Below are 17,811 nucleotides of genomic sequence, written 5' to 3' on the forward strand. Positions count from 1 at the left end.
AGCGCTGCACCCTAGGGCCAGAGCGGAAGCTGTTCAAGCGGGCAGGGGACGCAGGGCAGACATGGGCTGCGCTCAGGCGCGGCCATAGGCCTCGGCGATGGCGATGCCCATGGCTTCGGCCGGGTCACGGTCGGCCCAGGTGACCAGCTGAAACGCCGGGTAGAAGCGTTCGCAGGCGGCAACGGCCTCCTGGATCATGCGGCTGATCTGGGCGCTGCTGGCCATCTGTCCGCCCGTCAGCAGCAACCCATAGCGCCAGACCATCAGGCTTTGCGCGTTCCAGAAGCTGAAACTGCCGGACCACAACAGGTCATTGGCGCGGTTGATCGCATCCAGAAGCGCGGGCTGGCGGCTTTCGGGGGGCTCCATCTCGAACGAGCAGATCAGGCGCAGCGTCTCATCGCCGCCAGACCAGGCGAGGGTCAGCGAATAGGTGCGCCATTGCCCTTCGACGGCCATGGCGATCTGATCCTCACCCACCCGGTCGAATTCCCAGGCGCGGGTTTCGGCCAGCGATTCGACGATGTCGATCGGATGGATATCGGAGGTGGTCAGATCCGTATCGGTGTATGTCATGCCCTGCCCCTTCCGCCTGTGCGGCTTGTTCGCGCCGCCTCTACCAGACCCGGTGTCGCTGGCCAAGAGCTGTGTGACCCGGGGTGCTCGTTACCAGATATGGTGGTCCTATTCCCCGAGTCTGTAAAGCAGAAAATCCGTGACCGTGCAGCGCAAACCGGGGCGGGGCGCAATATGTGGCACGATTGCATTGCCGCTGGTGCGACCGGTCCGGTCAGTTGCGCACCTTGGCGGCATCGCGGGCCAGTTCCTCACGGGTGGCGTTGCGCCGGTACCAGATGGTCACCAGCGTGGAGCTGAGCACGATGAACAGCGAATACAGCACCGGGATGAACAGCACATCCTGCTGCATTTCCCCGGTGAAGGACAGGGTGATGACCAGCACCGCCAGCGGCCCGTTCTGGATGCCGGTTTCCAGGCTGATGGTGCGCGCGCGGTTGGGGTCCTGGCGCAGGGTGCGGGCGAACCAGTAGCCAAACAGCATCCCCGCCAGGCCGATGCCGATGGTGGCCACATAGAAGGGGGCGCCGGTGTCCAGAAGCATCTGATAATTGCGCGGCACCCAGGTGACGATCAGGAACAGGATCACCACCACCCCCATGAGCGAGCCGATCAGTTCGACCGTGGCGCCGATATTGGGGTTGACCTTGCGCAGCACCATGCCCAGCGCCGTGGGCACCAGTAGCACCACCAGCACCTGCGCCACGTTGCCCGCCGGGATCACGAATTCGGCGCCGATCCCCGCCAGCCCGCTGTAGAAGGTCAGCAGGATCGGCACCATCACCACCGCCACCATGGTCGAGGCCGTGGTCATCATGATCGACAGCGCCAGCACGCCCTTGGAGAAATAGGCGAAGATGTTCGAGGTGGTCCCACCGGGCATGCAGGCGATCAGGATCAGCCCCACCGCCATCGCCGGCGGCAGCCCCAGCGCCATGGCCAGGGCAAAGCCCAGCGCGGGCATGACCAGGAACTGGCTGGTCAGCCCCACGATGATCCCGCGCGGCTTGCGGAATGCCAGCATGAAATCGCGCCAGGTCATCGACGCCCCCATGCCCAGCATGATGACCATCATCATGATCCCCAGAAGCGTTGTTTCAAGCGGTGTGATCATGGCGGGGGTCCGTTGTCTGGTGGTGGGGCTTGTGGCTCAGGCGGTTTCGAACTCGCGGCGCACCTCTGCCTTCAGATCCTTGCGCAGGATCTTTCCGATGGGCGATTTGGGCAGCTCATCGCGGATGATGACCGACCGCGGCACCTTGTAAGAGGCCAGCAGCGTCCGGCAATGCTTGATCACCGCGTCGCGCGTCAGCGGATCGCCCGCATGGTCGGGGTTGGGCACGACATAGGCGCGCACGGCCTCGCCGGTCTTTTCGTCGGGGATGCCGACCACGGCGGCCTCCAGCACAGCATCAAGCTTCGCCAGCGCGTCCTCGATCTCGTTGGGGTAGACGTTGAAGCCGGACACAAGGACCAGGTCCTTCTTGCGGTCCACGATATGCAGATAACCTTCTTCATCCATGACGGCCACGTCGCCGGTATAGACCCAGCCGTTGCGCAGGGTGCTGTCGGTATCCTCGGGGCGTCGCCAGTAGCCGTCCATGTTCTGTGGGCCCTTGACGATCAGCTCTCCGGGCTGGCCGGGGTCCACGGGGGCGTCATCGTCATCGACCAGGGCAATGTCGGTGCCGGGCACGGGCACGCCGATGCTGCCGGGGCGCGATTCCGCGCCCATGGGGTTGAAGCTGACCACGGGCGCGCATTCGGTCAGCCCATAGCCTTCGGCGACGGGCTTGCCGGTGACCTCCTGCCAGCGCCTTGCCACGGCGGCGTGCAGCGCGGTGCCCCCGGCGATGGCGGCAACCAGATGCCGGGGCGGGTGGGCAGTGAACCATTCTTCGTTCGTCAGCGCGTTGAAGAGCGTGTTCACCCCGGTGATCCAGGTGATGGGATAATTCTCGATCGCGCGTTGCAGATTCTGCACCGGGCGGGGCGAGGGGATCATCACATTGCGCGCGCCGATGTCAAAGAACGCCAGGAAATTCGCCGTGAAGGCAAAGATGTGATAGAGCGGCAGCGCCGTCAGCACGCAGGTTTCCCGGTCCATATAGGCCCGGCCCATGGCCAGCACCTGGTCGATATTGGCCAGCATCGCGCCATGGCTGAGCATGGCGCCCTTGGCCACGCCGGTGGTCCCGCCGGTATATTGCAGCAGCGCCAGGTTGCGCCGCTCCAGCCCCTGCCACCATTGCTGCGCATCGGCCTTGTGCGCGCGCCCGGCGGCCAGGGCGGCGCGGATGCGGGTGACGGGGATGGGCAGGTCGGGGATCGGCGGCAGGGCGCGCGTCCAGACCTTCTGCACGGTGCGGACGATAAATTCGGGCACGCGGGGAAAGAACTCGGGCACGCCGGCCAGCACCACGCGCTCGATGCCGCTGTCAGGGATCACATCGGCCAGCTTGTTGGCAAAGATATCCACGATCACCAGCACCTTCACCTCGGCATCGGTGAACTGGTGGCGCATTTCCGACCGGGTATAGAGCGGGTTGGTATTGACCAGAACGCAACCGGCCTTGAGCACGCCCAGCGCCACCACCGGATAGGGCAGGGTGTTGGGCAGTTGCACCGCCACCCGGTCGCCGGGGTCCAGATCGCAGTCGATGCGCAGGAAGGCGGCGAAGGCATCCGACATCTCATTCACCTGCGCATAGGTGAGCGAGCCGTTCATTCCGTTGGGCACCACGCAGGTAAAGGCGGTGCGATCAGCGTAGCGGGTGCAGGCGGTGTGCGCCATTTCGGCCAGGCTGGCATAGCGCGGCTCAGGCAGCCTGGCTTCGATATCCTTGCCATAGGCCGCAAGCCATGGGCGCCTCTCCCATTCGGGCGACGTCATTTCCGATCTCCTCCGCCTGGCGGGATCTCCCGCGCAAGTGTCCTCCTGTGCCGATCAGCATTGGCGAGGCGATCACGGTCCGTCAAGGCTGCGCGGGGAGATGACGCTACGGCCCCCCGGGAATGTGACGCTGCGGCGTTTTCGGACCGGGGCGCAGATCAGCCCAACCGCAACGCCACGCGATCTCTTGCGGGTCCAGGGTCGCGGGATCCTGTGCCAGCGACATCCTGAACGCGCGTGAGCGGTAGTTCTTCCAGTGCCAGCGATAGATCGTCAGCCCCGAGCGGGTGATATAGGTAATGGGGCTGCGCAACGGCAGCCGGTCGCGCCACTTGCGTTGCAGATAGCGATAGGCAGTGATGAAACTGGCATCCATGCCTTCGTGGAACTCGTCATTATGGACCAGGGGCAGGGAGCAGACCCAGGCGCCCTTGCCGCGGGCGCGCGCCTCGGCCACGATATCGGTGCCCCAGAGGTGATATCCCGGCAACCCTTCGTCAAAGCGCAACCCCGAGGCCCGGCGCACCACCACCAGCAACTCATCAAAGCCCAGCACCGGCAGGGGCTCCATCCCCACGCGCCCCACAATCATGCCCAATGAGGACGACCACACCGGCCCATAGCCCTTTTCGACCTCGACCATGCCAAAGGCGCCGATCAGCCCCCAGTCCGGGTCAATCGCCGTGACCTCGGCGATGCGCTGTTCCAGCACGGCCTCCCAGCCGCGGGGCAGATAGACGTCATGATGCGCCAGAACCACAATATCCGCCCGGGTGCTGTCCAGCGCGCGGTTGTTCCCTTCGGAGGCCGTGGGCGCATCCGGGATCACCGTGAGCGGCAGCACCCCTTCGGCAACGCAGGGAGAGCGGCGCAGATTGGCCTCCAGCACTTCCGGGCGGTGACTGAGCGTGGCGATTTCGATGGACGGGCGCATCGGGTCGGGCTGAGGGGCGGGCACTCGGTCTGGCATTCGGTCTGGCACTGGGCAAAATCTCCTGCAGGGGTGTGGAAGATGGCGCTACAAGGCGCGGATGCGCAGGCGGGTCAGACGGTTCTCCACGCGTTCCACCACCTCGAAGCGGAAGCCGTGAAAGCCGAACACCTGACCCTGCTGGGGGATCTGCTGTGCCTCGTGGATCAGCAACCCGGCCACGGTGATCGCCTCGTCATCGGGCAGGGACCAGTCCGTGGCGCGGTTGAGGTCACGGATGGTCATGGCGCCATCCACCAGCACCTCGCCGCCTTCGATCGTCAGCAAGGGCGTGCTTTCGGCGGTGTCGTATTCATCCTCGATCTCGCCGACGATCTCCTCCAGGATGTCCTCCAGCGTGATCAGCCCGTGCAGCGCGCCATATTCATCCACCACCAGCGCAAAATGGTTCCGCCGTTGCAGGAAATGGCGCATCTGTTCGTCCAGCGGCGTGGTTTCGGGCACGAAATAGGGCGGGCGGACGATGGATTCGAGCCGCAGGTGACGCACCCGCTTCAGCCGCCCCTTGCCATGGCTGAGATGATGGTGAACCTCGCGCATCAGGTCGCGCACGTTCAGCACGCCGATGATGTTCTCCTGCTCTCCGCGGAACACGGGCAGGCGCGAATGCGAAGACTGCACGCATTGCGCAATGACCTCCTCCATCGGCGTGTCGGCATCAATGAATTCGATCTGGCTGCGGTGCAGCATGATTTCCTCGACCGTGCGCTCGCCCAGATCCAGGGCGCCCAGCAACCGGTCGCGGTGTTCCTTTTCCAGCATCCCCTCGGAATGGCCCAGCGCCAGGGCGCCGGCGATTTCCTCATGGATGGACAGCACATGGCGGTCCGGGTCGATCCGCACGCCAAACAGCGCCAGCACCCGGCGCACGATGAACCGCACCACATTGACCACCGGCGCGAAGATCGCGACGATCGGGCGCAGCACTGGGGCCACGCGTCCGGCGGCGGTTTCGGGGTTGGTGATGGCATAGGTCTTTGGCAGCACCTCGGCAAAGACCAGAACCAGAACGGTCATCATCAGCGTGGCCAGCGCCACGCCGCTTTCGCCGAACAAGCGCGTGAACAGCGCCGTTGCCAGGGACGCGGCAAGGATGTTCACCAGATTGTTGCCCAGCAGGATGGCGCCGATCAGCCGCTCGCTGTCCTCGGTCAGCTTGAGCGCGGTTCCCGCGCGCGTGTCGCCCTTGTCTTCCTGGGATTTCAACTTGCCCCGGCTGGATGCGGTCAGCGCCGTCTCGCTGCCGGAAAAGAACCCTGAAACCGCGATCAGCATCAGGATGCACGCGATGGTGACCCAGAATGCCGTGTCCAGCAACGCACCCGCTTCCGCCATGAACTCCCGTATCCGTTTGAGCGACCGATACCTGTGGTCCGCATCAGGATCATTACGGGCGCCACGGTGGCCCGTCCAGCCCCTGCGGTGTCACGTGTGGTCGCGCGCGTCCACCCGCCAGCGCGCCGCTGTGACCGCAGGCTCCAGGCTCAGCCGCCCCACGATTGTCTCCATGGCGGCATCCGTCGTGCCTTCGGCATTGGCTTCGGCGGTGACCTCCACGCGGTCGCTGTCTTCGATATCGCGCGATTCCAGCCCCGTCAGATGCAAGCCGCCCTCGGCAAAGCCGTTCAGCAGCAATGCGCGGACATGGGCCTCCTGCGCCGAGCGGCAGACGATCTCGACCTCATAGTTGCGGGTCAGTTCGGTGCTTTCGATGGGCTGGCGGTTGAGCCGCTGCACCAGCGGACGCAATGCCAGGTTCACAAACACCACCATGCCGGTCATCAGCGCGGCGAAGTCCCAGGCCCCCGCACCCGCCAGCATGCCGACCGAGGCCGAGCACCACAGCGTTGCCGCCGTGTTCAACCCGCGCACGTTGAAGCCTTCGCGGAAAATGATGCCCGCGCCCAGAAATCCGATCCCGGACACAATCTGTGCCGCCACCCGCGTGGGGCTGATCTCGTCAGGGTAGATCGCCGAGAACACCACGAAACTGGCCGCACCCAGCGCCACCAGCGTGTTGGTGCGCAATCCGGCCAGCCGCTGGCGCCACTGCCGTTCGGCGCCGACCAACCCGCCCAGCACCAGCGCTGCCAGCAGGTTGATCGCCGCCTCTTCGAATGTGATCGGCGCCATGGTTGCCTCCTTCACGGTCTGTGTTCCCTGGACCACGCGGCGTCATCTTGCCGGAAATACGCCCGGCGGAGCCTTGCGCGGACGCGCGACGGGGGGCAGCGCCCCCCGTCCACGGCCTGCCAGCAGCAGGCAAAGGTTTCATGACGTTCAGCCGGCAGCCGCCGCCGATACATCCAGCAGCCAGGTTGCCATGGCGAAATAGATGATCACGCCGATCGCATCGGCCAGCGACGTCACCAGCGGCGCCGAAGCTGCGGCGGGGTCCAGCTTGAACTTGCTCAGGATGAAGGGCAGCGACATCCCGATGAGCGAGCCCACCAGCACGATCAGCACCATCGTCAGCGACACCACCAAGGCGATCTCCGGCCCGCCGCGGAAAATGCCGATGGCCGATACCGCCAGCGCCATGGTCAGGCCCAGAAGCCCCGCCACCGCGGCCTCGCGCGTGACCATCTTGCCCCAGTCCTTCATCCGCACATCACCCGTGGCCAGTGCGCGCACCATCATGGTGGCCGACTGGCTGCCTGCGTTGCCGCCCGAATCGACCAGCAGCGGCAGGAAGAAGACCAGCGCGATATAGGCCGCGATCGTATCCTCGAAATAGGCGATCCCCGCGCCCGAGAAGATGTTGCCGAAGACCAGGATCACCAGCCAGGGCACCCGCTTGCGATACAAGAGCCCGATGGAGGCGCTCAGCATCGAGGTGCCCAGGCCCGCCACGGCCGAGGTCTTGACGAAGCTCACGTCCTCGGCCTCGCGCGCCACGTCCATGGCATCGTCATAGGTGACGATCCCGGCCAGCCGGTCGCCGCCGTTGATCACCGGCAGGGCCAGAAGGTCGTATTTGCGGATCTTCTCCACGGCCTCCTCGCGCTTGTCCTCGGCGCGGATGAAGGGCGGCTCGCGGCGCATGATCTCCTCGACCCGCGCGTCATCGCGCGCCACGATCAGGTCGCGCAGGGACACGGTGCCGATGAGGCGGCGCTCCTCGTCCAGCACATAGGAGTGGTAGATCGTCTCGGCGTCCGGGGCCACGCGGCGCAGATGCTCCACCGCCTGCACCGTGGTCAGATGCGGCGGCACGGTCGCGTAGTCCGAGGTCATGACCGAGCCGGCCGTGCCTTCGGGGTAAGCGGCCAGCTTGCGCATGTCCTCGCGCTCGGCCTGGGCAAGTGCCGGCAGCAGGGCGTTCTTCTGATCGTCCTCCAGTTCGGCGAAGAGGTCGGCGCGTTCGTCATGGGCCATGGCGCCGAAGATCCGCGCCATGTCGCGCCGGTCCAGCGCCTGGGCCAGTTGTTTCTGGGTGTCGTGGCTGAAATAGCCGAAGAGCGTGGCCTGCTTCGCCTCATCAAGGCACAGCAGCACGCGGCTCATGTCCTCGGGCGTCATGTCGCCGATCATGCCGACGATATCGGCCGGGTGTTCGTGGCGCAGCGCGACCTTGATGGAGTTCAGGTCATTGTTGCGCAGGAAGCGGTCGAGCGCCGCCCCGTTCAGGGTTACGGTGTTCATCGGTCATACTCCGATCACAGGGCCGGACGGCCCTGCGCGCGTGACCTCAGATCAGGCGCCCTGCCGTCAGACCGGATTGATGTTCTGGAAGATGACGGCCCCATGGAACGGATCGCACGAATGCGAAACATGGCACGGGGCCGTGATCCTACTTCCGTCGTCCATGGTTGCCTCCGATGATGCGCCCGGACCATCCGGGCGCCAAAAGCGTGGGCGGGGTAACCGGCAGGAGGGGAGGTGTCAACCTCTGTTGGAAGATTTCGGCAGGGTCAGGTCGGTATGTCCACCGGGCCGGAAAAGCGCCCGAAGCGCGCGCCCACCCGCCCACCCCGCGCGCTTCGGGCGCTTTGGGGTCCTGGTGGCGGGCGGTCGCGCGATATCCGGGCGGGGTCAGACCTCACGCGGGCGGGCGGCCAGCCAGATCAGCGCCGCACCCGCCAGCACCAGGAAGGGCAGCATGGCCAGGTTCACCAGTTGCCAGCCGGTCTGCGCATCGCTGCCCACGCAGTTCATCAGCCCGCCGGAGCTGAGCGAGGCCAGGAACACGCCGCCAAAGACGATCAGGTCATTCATGCCCTGGACGCGGCCGCGTTCCTCGGGCGTGTGGTGGGCCGCCAGCATGGTGGTGGCGCCGATGAAGCCGAAGTTCCAGCCCAGCCCCAGCAGGATCATGGCGACGAAGAAATGCTCCAGCTCCACGCCCATCATCGCTACTGCGCCGGAGGCGGCCAGGATCGCCAGCCCCAACCCCACGATCCGCGTGGCGCCAAAGCGTGCGATCAGGTGCCCGGTGAAGAACGAGGGCGCATACATGGCCAGCACATGGGCCGAGACCACATTCGCCGCATCCGCCGTTTCAAACCCGCAGCCGACCACGGCCAGTGGTGACGACGTCATCACCAGGTTCATCAGCGCATAGCTGACCGTGGCGCAGATCACCGACACGGCAATGACCGGAGAGCGCAGGAGTTCCATGCGCGAGCGGGCCCTGGGGGCGCCGTCCTCGGGCTGGGCCGGTTTGGGGATGTCCAGGAACCAGAACAGGAAGATGCCGATGACATTCAGCGCGATCACCGCCAGATAGGTCCCCAGGAAGGGGATCACCATGGAATCGGCCGTGACCTTGACCAGTTGCGGCCCCAGAACGGCTGCCAGCAGCCCCCCGGCCATGACATAGCTGATCGCTTTTGGCCGGAACTCGGGGCTGGCGGTGTCGGTGGCCGCAAACCGGTAGAAGCCCTGCCCGGACATGTAGATGCCGGTCAGCAGCGAGCCCAGCAGGAACAGCCCGAAGGACCCTTGCAGCAGCGCCATGGCGCCGATCACCGCGCCCACCGTGCCGCCCGCGCAGGACAGGATGAACCCAGCCCGCCGCCCGTAGCGCTGCATGAAGGCCGCCAGCGGCGTGGCCGAGAGCATCGATCCCAGAACGATCATCGAAATCGGCAGCGTGGCAAAGCACAGATTCGCCGCCAGCGTCTGCCCGGCCAGCCCACCGATGGTAAAGATCATGGGCATCTGCGCACCCATGATCGCCTGTGCGGCAACCAGAACGGCGACATTGCGCCGCGCGCGGGCGTCGGATGGGGGGGGGAGCGTGGCCTCGGTCATGGCGCTTTGCTAGCGCCGATCCCGGCGAAGGGAAAGGGCTGTTTTCGCCCGCGCGCGCGTGGCACTGTGCCGCGAAGGCAACGGAAAGGGCGCGCAATGGTTGGACGTATTCTGCACAGCGAGGCCTGCATGGCCGAGGGCGCGGACTGGCTGGCCAGGGCCGAGCCGCGCTTCGCCGATGCGCTGGCGCTGACCGGGGTGCCGCCGCTGCGCCGGCGGGCGGACGGGTTCGACGCGCTGCTGGCCGCCATTGTCAGCCAGCAGGTGAGCGTGGCCGCCGCCCGCGCCATCTGGGGGCGAATGGAGGGGGCGGGGCTGATCTCTCCGCCCGCCATTGCGGCGGCCAGCGATGATGATTTGCGCGCCGCGGGCCTGTCGCGCCAGAAGATCCGCTATGCCCGGGCGCTGGCCGATGCGGGGATCGATTTCGACGCCCTGCGCAGCGCCCCCGATGACGCCGTGGTGGCGGAGCTGGTCCGTGTTCCCGGCGTGGGCCGCTGGACCGCCGAGATATACGCCATGTTCAGCCTGGGCCGCGCCGATGTCTTCGCCCCCAACGATCTGGCCCTGCAAGAGGCCACCCGGATGCTGTTTGCCCTGCCGGACCGCCCGCGCGAGGCCGCCCTGCGCCGGCGGGCCGAGGCCTGGTCGCCCTGGCGCACGGTTGCGGCGGGCTTGCTCTGGGCCTATTACCGCGTGGAAAAGGAACGCGAGGGGGTGGCATGACGCGGGAACTTCAATCGGGGCGTCGGGGCGCGGCGCAGGGGCGGGCGCGCTCGGTCGTGGTGTTTGTCCATGGCTATGGCGCCGATGGCGCGGACCTTCTGGGGCTGGCTGAGCCGCTGGCGCCGCATCTGCCGGACACGGCCTTCTACGCCCCCGACGCGCCGGACCCGTGCACCAACAACCCCATGGGCTACCAGTGGTTTCCCATTCCCTGGCTTGACGGCTCCTCCGAGGCGGCGGCCCAGGCGGGGCTGTTGCAGGCCGCCGATGACCTGAACGCCTTTGTGGACCGGGTGCTGGCCGACGAGGGCCTGCCGCCCGAGGCGCTGGCGCTGGTGGGCTTCAGCCAGGGCACGATGATGAGCCTGCAGATCGCCCCGCGCCGGGCGGCGCCGGTGGCGGGCGTGGTGGGCTTCTCCGGCCGCCTCATGCGCCCCGAGGCGTTGGGCGCCGAAACCGTCAGCCGCCCCCCGGTGCTGCTGATCCATGGCGATGCCGACGAGGTGGTGCCGGTGCAATCCCTGCCTGAGGCCGCGCAGGCGCTGCAAGGCGCGGGGTTCGAGGTTTATGGCCATGTCTCCAAGGGCACCGGCCACGGGATCGCCCCGGACGGGCTGTCGCTGGCGCTCAGCTTCCTGCGCGACAAGCTGCCGGGCTACACCGCCCCGGGAGGTGCCGCATGATTCTGACCGATGAACAGCGCCTGATCCGCGACACGGCCCGCGCCTTTGCCCGCGACGTGCTGGCCCCGGGGGCCGAGGCCCGCGCCAAGGCCAAGGCGATCGAGCCCGAGGTTCTGGCCCAGATGGGCGAACTTGGGTTCCTGGGCATGACGGTCCCCGAGGATCTGGGCGGCGTCGGCGCCGATTACGTGGCCTATGCCCTGGCGTTGATGGAGGTTGCGGCGGGCGATGGCGCGGTTTCCACCGTGATGAGCGTCCATAACGCGCCGTTCAATGCGATCCTGCAGCGGTTTGGCTCTCCGGATCAGCAGGCGCGGGTGCTGCGCCCTGCGGCGGAAGGGGCCTTCATCGGCGCCTTTGCCCTGACCGAGCCGCAGGCGGGGTCCGACGCCGCCGCCATCCGCACCCGCGCGCGGCGTCAGGGTGCGGGCTATGTGATCGACGGGGAAAAGGTCTTCATCACCAGCGGTGCAATCGCCGGTTGGGCGATCCTGTTCGCGCGGATGGAAGGGGCCAGCGGCAAGGACGGGATCACTGCCTTCCTCACCCCTACCGACGCGCCGGGGTATGTGGTGACGCGGGTGGAGGACAAGCTGGGGCAGGATGCCTCGGACACCGCCGCGCTGCGGTTTGACGGGCTGGAAATCCCCGAGGATCTGCGTATCGGCGAAGAAGGCGCGGGCTATCGCATCGCGCTGTCCTCGCTTGAAACGGGGCGGATCGGCATTGCCGCGCAGGCGGTGGGCATGGCGCAGGCGGCGCTGGACATCGCGCTGGCCTATGCGCAGCAACGTCAGAGCTTCGGCAAGCCGCTGGTGGCGCATCAAGCGGTGGGCTTCCGGCTGGCGGATGCGCGCACGAAGCTGGAGGCCGCGCGCCAACTGGTCCTGAACGCCGCGCGGCTGAAGGATGCGGGCATCCCCTGCCTGACCGAGGCCGCGATGGCGAAGCTCTATGCCTCGGAGGCCGCCGAGAGCATCTGCTCGGACGCGATCCAGACGCTGGGCGGCTATGGCTATACCGCCGATTACCCGCTGGGGCGCATCTGGCGCGATGTGCGGGTGTGCCAGATCTATGAGGGCACCTCGGACATCCAGAAGCTGCTGATCCTGCGGGGGATGACCGCGTGAGCACGCCGAAGGGTCCGCTGGCGGGGCTGCGGATCATCGAGATGGCAGGGATCGGCCCCGCGCCCTTCGCCGCCATGATGCTGTCGGACATGGGGGCCGAGGTCATCCGCGTGCACCCCTTGCGCGCGGGCGGTGACATCCCGCTGATGAACACGCGGTTTGACGTGCTGGCACGCGGGCGGCGGTCCATGGCCATCGACCTGAAGGCCGAGGGCGCGGCGGCGGTGCTGCTGGATATGATCGCCCGCGCCGACGGGCTGATCGAAGGCTTCCGCCCCGGGGTAATGGAGCGGCTGGGCCTGGGGCCAGCGCCTGCGCTCGCGCTTAACCCCGCGCTGGTTTATGGGCGGATGACCGGCTGGGGGCAGGACGGGCCCATGGCGCCCCGCGCGGGGCATGACATCGACTATATCGCGCTGTCCGGCGTGCTGGGGGCGATGGGGCCGGGCGATGGCCCGCCGACCGTGCCGCTGAACCTGGTGGGGGATTTCGGCGGCGGGGGCATGCTGATGGCCTTTGGCATGATGTGCGGGCTGTGGCACGCGCGGGCCACGGGGCAGGGGCAGGTGGTGGATGCGGCCATGACCGAAGGCGCGGCGCTGCTGGCGACCATGCTCTGGGGCTTTCGCGCCGGGGGCGCCTGGGGCGGCGCGCGGGGCGCGAATCTGCTGGACGGGGGCGCGCCCTTCTATGGCACCTATGAATGCGCCGATGGGGGCTTCATGGCCGTGGGCGCGATCGAGGGCAAGTTCTTTGCCGAATTCTGCACCCGCATGGGGATTGACCCGGTGCCGGCGCAGGATGACCCCACGCTCTGGCCCCAGCAGCGCGCCGATCTGGCCGCGCGTTTCGCCGCGCACCCCCGCGCGCATTGGGAGGCGCTGTTTGACGGCTCGGACGCCTGTGTGGCACCGGTGCTGGACTGGGACGAGGCCCCCGCGCATCCGCATAATGCCGCGCGCCGCGCCTTCATCGCCCCCGGCGGCGTGACCCAGCCTGCACCCGCGCCAAGGTTCTCCTCCACGCCGCCCGCGACGCCGGGCCCGGCGGGGGCGGCAGGGGCGGAAACCGGTGCTGTGCTGGCGGATTGGGGCATCGGCGCCGACCGGATCGACAGCCTGCGCGCCCGCGGGATCATCGAACCTTGATCCATCCCGGGGGAACCAATTCGCACGCAATGTGTTGAACAGTCGGCGCAACTGCACCCTTACGCCAGGTGCAAACGGGTGATACGATGCCTGGGACGTCAGGCGCATCGAAAGGGAAGACCATGACAAAATTCTTTACCGCCGCAGTACTGGCCGGGGCGATGACCGTCGCCGGGTGCCAGATGACCAGCGACCAGCAGATGCTGGCCGGGGGCGTCATCGGCGCCGGGGCCGGGCTGCTGACCGCCAGCGCGCTGCGGGCCAACACCAACTGGACCATTGCCACAACGCTGGCCGGGGCTGCCGTGGGCACGCTGGTTGCACGTAACCAGCAGACCAATGAATGCGCCTATTACGCCGGGCGCGACAGCCGTGGCAATGACGTCTATGACGTGCGGCCCTGCCCGCGCTGACCTTCTTGCAGGGCATGATTCAGAACGGCGCGGCTTTGACCGCGCCGTTTCCTTTTGGGGCCCGGAAGTGCCCGAGCAGAGTCCAGAGTATGAAATCCATTCATATTCATCATCTGAATCATGAATTTCACTTTCTGTTCCGGGTCTGGTAGGGGCAAGGCTGATCGGAGCCAATCATGACCAGACATTTCACACTTCCCGCCGCCGAAACCCGCCTGCGTAAGCTGGCCCGCCAGCGCATCCTCATGATGGATGGCGCCATGGGCACGATGATCCAGGCGCTTGGCATGGGCGAAGCGGACTACGCGGGCCAGGGTTGCGGCTGCGGCCATCACTCCGACCAGCCGCAAAAGGGCAACAATGATCTGCTGAACCTGACCCAGCCGCAGGCGATCGAGGAGATCCATTTCGATTTCGCCATGGCCGGGGCGGATATCGTGGAGACGAACACCTTTTCCTCGACCAGCATCGCGCAGGCCGATTACGGTCTGGAAGGCGCGGTGCATGACCTGAACGCCGAAGGTGCGCGGATCGCACGGCGGGCCTGTGACCGCGCCACCGCCATCGACGGGCGCGAACGCTTTGTGGCCGGGGCGCTGGGGCCGACGAACCGCACCGCCAGCCTCAGCCCCGATGTGAATGACCCCGGCTTTCGCGCCGTCAGCTTTGATGATCTGCGCATCGCCTATGGCCAGCAGATCCGCGGGCTGATCGGGGGCGGGGTGGACCTGATCCTGATCGAAACCATCTTTGACACGCTCAACGCCAAGGCCGCGATCTTTGCGGCCTTCGAGGTGTTTGGCGAAACCGGCACGCCGCTGCCGCTGATGATCTCGGGCACGATCACCGATGCCTCGGGGCGGACGCTTTCGGGGCAGACGCCCACGGCCTTCTGGCATTCGGTGATGCATGCGCGCCCGCTGACCGTGGGGCTGAATTGCGCGCTCGGCGCCAGCGCCATGCGCCCGCATCTGGCGGAACTGGCAGGGGTGGCGGATACGCTGACCTGCGCCTATCCCAATGCTGGCCTGCCCAATGAATTCGGCGCCTATGACGAAGGCCCCGAAGACACCGCCGACCAGATCGCCGATTTCGCCCGCGAGGGGCTGGTCAATGTCGTCGGTGGCTGCTGCGGCACCACCCCGGACCATATCCGCGCCATCGCCGATGCCGTGGTCGATCATCCCCCAAGGACCCTGCCATGACCCGTTACCTGCGCCTTTCGGGGCTGGAACCCTTTGTGCTGACCCCGGATATTCCCTTTGTGAATGTGGGGGAGCGCACGAATGTCACCGGCAGCGCGAAGTTCCGCAAGCTGATCGTCAACCGCGACTATGCCGCCGCGCTGGAGGTCGCCCGCGATCAGGTGGAAAATGGCGCCCAGATCATCGACGTCAACATGGATGAGGGGCTGATCGATTCCAGGGCGGCGATGGTGGAGTTCCTGAACCTTGTCGCATCAGAGCCCGATATCGCCCGCGTCCCGGTGATGATCGACAGTTCCCGATGGGAGGTGATCGAGGCCGGGCTGCAATGCGTGCAGGGCAAATCGGTGGTCAATTCCATCAGCCTGAAGGAGGGCGAGGAGGAGTTCCGCCACCACGCCCGCCTGTGCCTGGCCTATGGCGCGGCGGTGGTGGTCATGGCCTTTGACGAGGCCGGCCAGGCCGACACATTCGCCCGCAAGACCGAAATCTGCGCCCGCGCCTACGCCATTCTGGTGGATGAGATCGGCTTCCCGCCCGAGGATATCATCTTCGACCCCAATATCTTTGCCGTCGCCACGGGGATCGAGGAGCATGACAATTACGGCGTGGATTTCATCGAGGCCACGCGATGGATTCGCGAAAACCTCCCCCATGCGCATGTGTCGGGCGGGGTGTCCAACCTCTCGTTCAGCTTTCGCGGCAATGAGCCGGTGCGCGAGGCGATGCACGCGGTGTTCCTCTATCACGCCATTCAGGCGGGGATGGATATGGGGATCGTGAATGCGGGCCAGCTGGCGGTCTATGACCAGATCGACCCGGAATTGCGCGAGGCCTGCGAGGATGTGGTCCTGAACCGTCGCAGTGAAGGGACCGAGCGGCTGCTGGAGATCGCCGAGCGTTTCCGGGGTGGGGCGCGCGAGGAAAAGGTGCGCGATCTGGCCTGGCGTGACTGGCCGGTGGAAAAACGCCTGGAACACGCGCTGGTCAACGGGATCACCGAGTTTGTCGAGGCCGACACCGAAGAAGCCCGCCAGACCGCCGCCCGCCCGCTCGATGTGATCGAAGGGCCGTTGATGGCGGGGATGAATGTGGTGGGCGACCTGTTCGGCGCGGGCAAGATGTTCCTGCCGCAGGTGGTCAAATCCGCCCGGGTGATGAAACAGGCCGTGGCTGTGCTGCTACCTTATATGGAAGAGGAAAAGCGCCTGAACGGGGGCGCGGGGCGGCAGACTGCGGGCAAGGTGCTGATGGCCACCGTGAAGGGTGATGTGCATGACATCGGCAAGAATATTGTCGGCGTCGTGCTGGCCTGCAACAACTATGAGATCATCGACTTGGGCGTGATGGTGCCACCGCAGAAGATCCTTCAGATCGCGCGCGAGGAGGAGGTGGATATCATCGGGCTTTCGGGGCTGATCACGCCGTCCCTGGATGAAATGGTGCATCTGGCCAGCGAAATGCAGCGTGAAGGGTTTGACATTCCGCTGCTGATCGGCGGGGCCACAACCTCGAAGGTGCATACGGCGGTCAAGATCGCGCCCTGCTATACGCGCGGGCAGGCGGTGCATGTCCATGATGCCAGCCGCGCCGTGGGCGTGGCGGGCGCGCTTCTCAGCCCGGCGCAGCAGGATGATTACACCGCCGGTATCCGTGCGGAGTATGCGCAGGTTGCCGAACGCCACGCCCGCAGCGAATACGCCAAGCAGCGCCTCGGCTATGCTGCCGCCTGTGCCAATGCGCTGAAGCTGGACTGGGGCGCCTATACGCCCACCGCGCCGCAGTTCACCGGCGCGCGGGTGATTGATGACTGGGACCTGGCCGATATCGCGCGTTACATCGACTGGACGCCCTTCTTTCAGACATGGGAGTTCAAGGGCGTCTATCCGCGTATTCTGGAGGACCCCCAGCAGGGCGCGGCTGTCCGCGCGCTCTTTGCCGATGCACAGGCCATGCTGGAGCGGATCATCGCCGAGCGCTGGTTCACCCCGCGCGCCGTGGTGGGCTTCTGGCCCGCAAATGCGGTGGGCGATGATATCCAGCTTTACAGGGATGCGCAGCGCGCCGATGTGCTGGCCACCTTCCACACGCTGCGCCAGCAGGTGCCGAAGCGCAACGCCCGCCCCAATCTGGCGCTGGCCGATTTCGTGGCCCCCACCGGCGCAGACCATATCGGCGGCTTTGTCGTGACCGCAGGCCCCGAGGAAGCCGAGATCGCCGAGCGCTTTGACCGCGCGAATGACAATTATTCCAGCATCATGGTCAAGGCCCTGGCGGACCGCTTTGCCGAAGCCATGGCCGAGGCCCTGCACGAGCGGGTCCGGCGCGATTTCTGGGGCTACGCCCCCGATGAAGCCTTCACCCCCGAAGAGTTGATCGCCGAGCCCTATGACGGCATCCGCCCCGCGCCCGGCTATCCCGCCCAGCCGGATCACACCGAAAAGCAGACCCTGTTCCGGCTGCTCGATGCCGAGGCCGCAACCGGTGTGACCCTGACCGAAAGCATGGCGATGTGGCCGGGATCGTCGGTGTCCGGCCTCTATATCGGCCATCCGGAGGCGTATTATTTCGGCGTGGCACGGGTTGAGCGCGATCAGGTGGAAAGCTATGCCGCCCGCAAGGGGATGGATGTGGCCGAGGTCGAACGCTGGCTGGCGCCGGTGCTGAACTACACCCCCGGCAAGCACGGCACGCGCCGCGCGGCCTGAGGCGGGCATCTGCGCGCGTGTTCGGTCCGCGCGGTTTGCCTTTCCGCCTCAATGAGGTATCTCGCATGCAACATTCATGATT

General features: G+C 66.5%; 15 protein-coding genes. 7 read left to right on the top strand and 8 right to left on the bottom strand.

What is annotated here, in order from left to right; translation table 11 throughout:
- Positions 1–72 precede the first annotated feature (72 nt).
- The 8 genes from HUK65_RS01335 to HUK65_RS01370 form a co-directional block, all read right to left on the bottom strand.
- On the bottom strand, positions 73–576 hold the full coding sequence (locus HUK65_RS01335; protein WP_179904323.1) for a type III secretion system chaperone family protein: 504 nt from the start codon (positions 574–576) through the stop codon (positions 73–75).
- Positions 577–790: 214 nt separating this feature from the next.
- Positions 791–1,690 (bottom strand): bile acid:sodium symporter family protein, encoded by a 900-nt coding sequence (locus HUK65_RS01340; RefSeq protein ID WP_179904324.1) that lies wholly within the window; start codon positions 1,688–1,690, stop codon positions 791–793.
- A gap of 36 nt (positions 1,691–1,726) precedes the next feature.
- Positions 1,727–3,469, bottom strand: a complete 1,743-nt coding sequence (locus HUK65_RS01345) for an AMP-binding protein (protein WP_179904325.1) — start codon at positions 3,467–3,469, stop codon at positions 1,727–1,729.
- A 106-nt stretch (positions 3,470–3,575) separates the two neighbouring features.
- On the bottom strand, positions 3,576–4,427 hold the full coding sequence (locus HUK65_RS01350; protein WP_179904326.1) for a hypothetical protein: 852 nt from the start codon (positions 4,425–4,427) through the stop codon (positions 3,576–3,578).
- Positions 4,428–4,487: 60 nt separating this feature from the next.
- Positions 4,488–5,795 (bottom strand): HlyC/CorC family transporter, encoded by a 1,308-nt coding sequence (locus tag HUK65_RS01355; protein WP_179904327.1) that lies wholly within the window; start codon positions 5,793–5,795, stop codon positions 4,488–4,490.
- A gap of 90 nt (positions 5,796–5,885) precedes the next feature.
- Complete coding sequence (locus tag HUK65_RS01360; protein WP_179904328.1) at positions 5,886–6,593, bottom strand: MgtC/SapB family protein; 708 nt, start codon at positions 6,591–6,593, stop codon at positions 5,886–5,888.
- 147 nt (positions 6,594–6,740) lie between these two features.
- The gene (mgtE, locus tag HUK65_RS01365) at positions 6,741–8,105 is read right to left on the bottom strand and encodes a magnesium transporter (RefSeq protein WP_179904329.1); all 1,365 of its coding nucleotides are present in this window, start codon (positions 8,103–8,105) and stop codon (positions 6,741–6,743) included.
- Positions 8,106–8,495: 390 nt separating this feature from the next.
- Positions 8,496–9,716 carry an MFS transporter gene (locus tag HUK65_RS01370; RefSeq protein ID WP_179904330.1) on the bottom strand — a complete coding sequence of 407 codons (1,221 nt, stop codon included), beginning with the start codon at positions 9,714–9,716 and terminating at the stop codon, positions 8,496–8,498.
- A 96-nt stretch (positions 9,717–9,812) separates the two neighbouring features.
- Here HUK65_RS01370 and HUK65_RS01375 point away from each other — a divergent pair, with 96 nt between their 5' ends.
- The 7 genes from HUK65_RS01375 to metH all read left to right on the top strand — a co-directional run bounded on the left by HUK65_RS01375 (position 9,813) and on the right by metH (position 17,729).
- Positions 9,813–10,442 (top strand): DNA-3-methyladenine glycosylase family protein, encoded by a 630-nt coding sequence (locus HUK65_RS01375; RefSeq protein WP_179904331.1) that lies wholly within the window; start codon positions 9,813–9,815, stop codon positions 10,440–10,442.
- Positions 10,439–11,125 (top strand): alpha/beta hydrolase, encoded by a 687-nt coding sequence (locus HUK65_RS01380; RefSeq protein WP_179904332.1) that lies wholly within the window; start codon positions 10,439–10,441, stop codon positions 11,123–11,125. Before HUK65_RS01375 ends, HUK65_RS01380 begins: the two co-directional genes overlap by 4 nt.
- A complete protein-coding gene (locus HUK65_RS01385; RefSeq protein ID WP_179904333.1) occupies positions 11,122–12,255 on the top strand; it encodes an acyl-CoA dehydrogenase family protein in 1,134 nt (377 codons plus the stop codon). The genes HUK65_RS01380 and HUK65_RS01385 overlap by 4 nt, the downstream gene beginning before the upstream one ends.
- On the top strand, positions 12,252–13,403 hold the full coding sequence (locus HUK65_RS01390) for a CaiB/BaiF CoA transferase family protein (protein WP_327787009.1): 1,152 nt from the start codon (positions 12,252–12,254) through the stop codon (positions 13,401–13,403). The genes HUK65_RS01385 and HUK65_RS01390 overlap by 4 nt, the downstream gene beginning before the upstream one ends.
- A 122-nt stretch (positions 13,404–13,525) precedes the next feature.
- Positions 13,526–13,816, top strand: coding sequence for a glycine zipper 2TM domain-containing protein (locus HUK65_RS01395; protein ID WP_179904334.1), 291 nt, complete (start codon positions 13,526–13,528; stop codon positions 13,814–13,816).
- 176 nt (positions 13,817–13,992) lie between these two features.
- Positions 13,993–15,021: a homocysteine S-methyltransferase family protein gene (locus HUK65_RS01400; RefSeq protein WP_179904335.1), complete on the top strand. Its 1,029-nt coding sequence runs from the start codon at positions 13,993–13,995 to the stop codon at positions 15,019–15,021.
- The gene (gene metH, locus HUK65_RS01405) at positions 15,018–17,729 is read left to right on the top strand and encodes a methionine synthase (RefSeq protein WP_179904336.1); all 2,712 of its coding nucleotides are present in this window, start codon (positions 15,018–15,020) and stop codon (positions 17,727–17,729) included. Before HUK65_RS01400 ends, metH begins: the two co-directional genes overlap by 4 nt.
- Positions 17,730–17,811 lie beyond the last annotated feature (82 nt).

Source organism: Rhabdonatronobacter sediminivivens, from assembly GCF_013415485.1.
Classification (GTDB): domain Bacteria; phylum Pseudomonadota; class Alphaproteobacteria; order Rhodobacterales; family Rhodobacteraceae; genus Rhabdonatronobacter; species Rhabdonatronobacter sediminivivens.

What these genes read in the sequence shown, in the direction of transcription:
- HUK65_RS01335 (WP_179904323.1), bottom strand. Translation starts at nt 576, where the DNA reads ATGACATACACCGATACGGATCTGACCACCTCCGATATCCATCCGATC.
- HUK65_RS01340 (WP_179904324.1), bottom strand. Translation starts at nt 1,690, where the DNA reads ATGATCACACCGCTTGAAACAACGCTTCTGGGGATCATGATGATGGTC.
- HUK65_RS01345 (WP_179904325.1), bottom strand. Translation starts at nt 3,469, where the DNA reads ATGACGTCGCCCGAATGGGAGAGGCGCCCATGGCTTGCGGCCTATGGC.
- HUK65_RS01355 (WP_179904327.1), bottom strand. Translation starts at nt 5,795, where the DNA reads ATGGCGGAAGCGGGTGCGTTGCTGGACACGGCATTCTGGGTCACCATC.
- HUK65_RS01360 (WP_179904328.1), bottom strand. Translation starts at nt 6,593, where the DNA reads ATGGCGCCGATCACATTCGAAGAGGCGGCGATCAACCTGCTGGCAGCG.
- mgtE (WP_179904329.1), bottom strand. Translation starts at nt 8,105, where the DNA reads ATGAACACCGTAACCCTGAACGGGGCGGCGCTCGACCGCTTCCTGCGC.
- HUK65_RS01370 (WP_179904330.1), bottom strand. Translation starts at nt 9,716, where the DNA reads ATGACCGAGGCCACGCTCCCCCCCCCATCCGACGCCCGCGCGCGGCGC.
- HUK65_RS01375 (WP_179904331.1), top strand. Translation starts at nt 9,813, where the DNA reads ATGGTTGGACGTATTCTGCACAGCGAGGCCTGCATGGCCGAGGGCGCG.
- HUK65_RS01380 (WP_179904332.1), top strand. Translation starts at nt 10,439, where the DNA reads ATGACGCGGGAACTTCAATCGGGGCGTCGGGGCGCGGCGCAGGGGCGG.
- HUK65_RS01385 (WP_179904333.1), top strand. Translation starts at nt 11,122, where the DNA reads ATGATTCTGACCGATGAACAGCGCCTGATCCGCGACACGGCCCGCGCC.
- HUK65_RS01395 (WP_179904334.1), top strand. Translation starts at nt 13,526, where the DNA reads ATGACAAAATTCTTTACCGCCGCAGTACTGGCCGGGGCGATGACCGTC.
- HUK65_RS01400 (WP_179904335.1), top strand. Translation starts at nt 13,993, where the DNA reads ATGACCAGACATTTCACACTTCCCGCCGCCGAAACCCGCCTGCGTAAG.
- metH (WP_179904336.1), top strand. Translation starts at nt 15,018, where the DNA reads ATGACCCGTTACCTGCGCCTTTCGGGGCTGGAACCCTTTGTGCTGACC.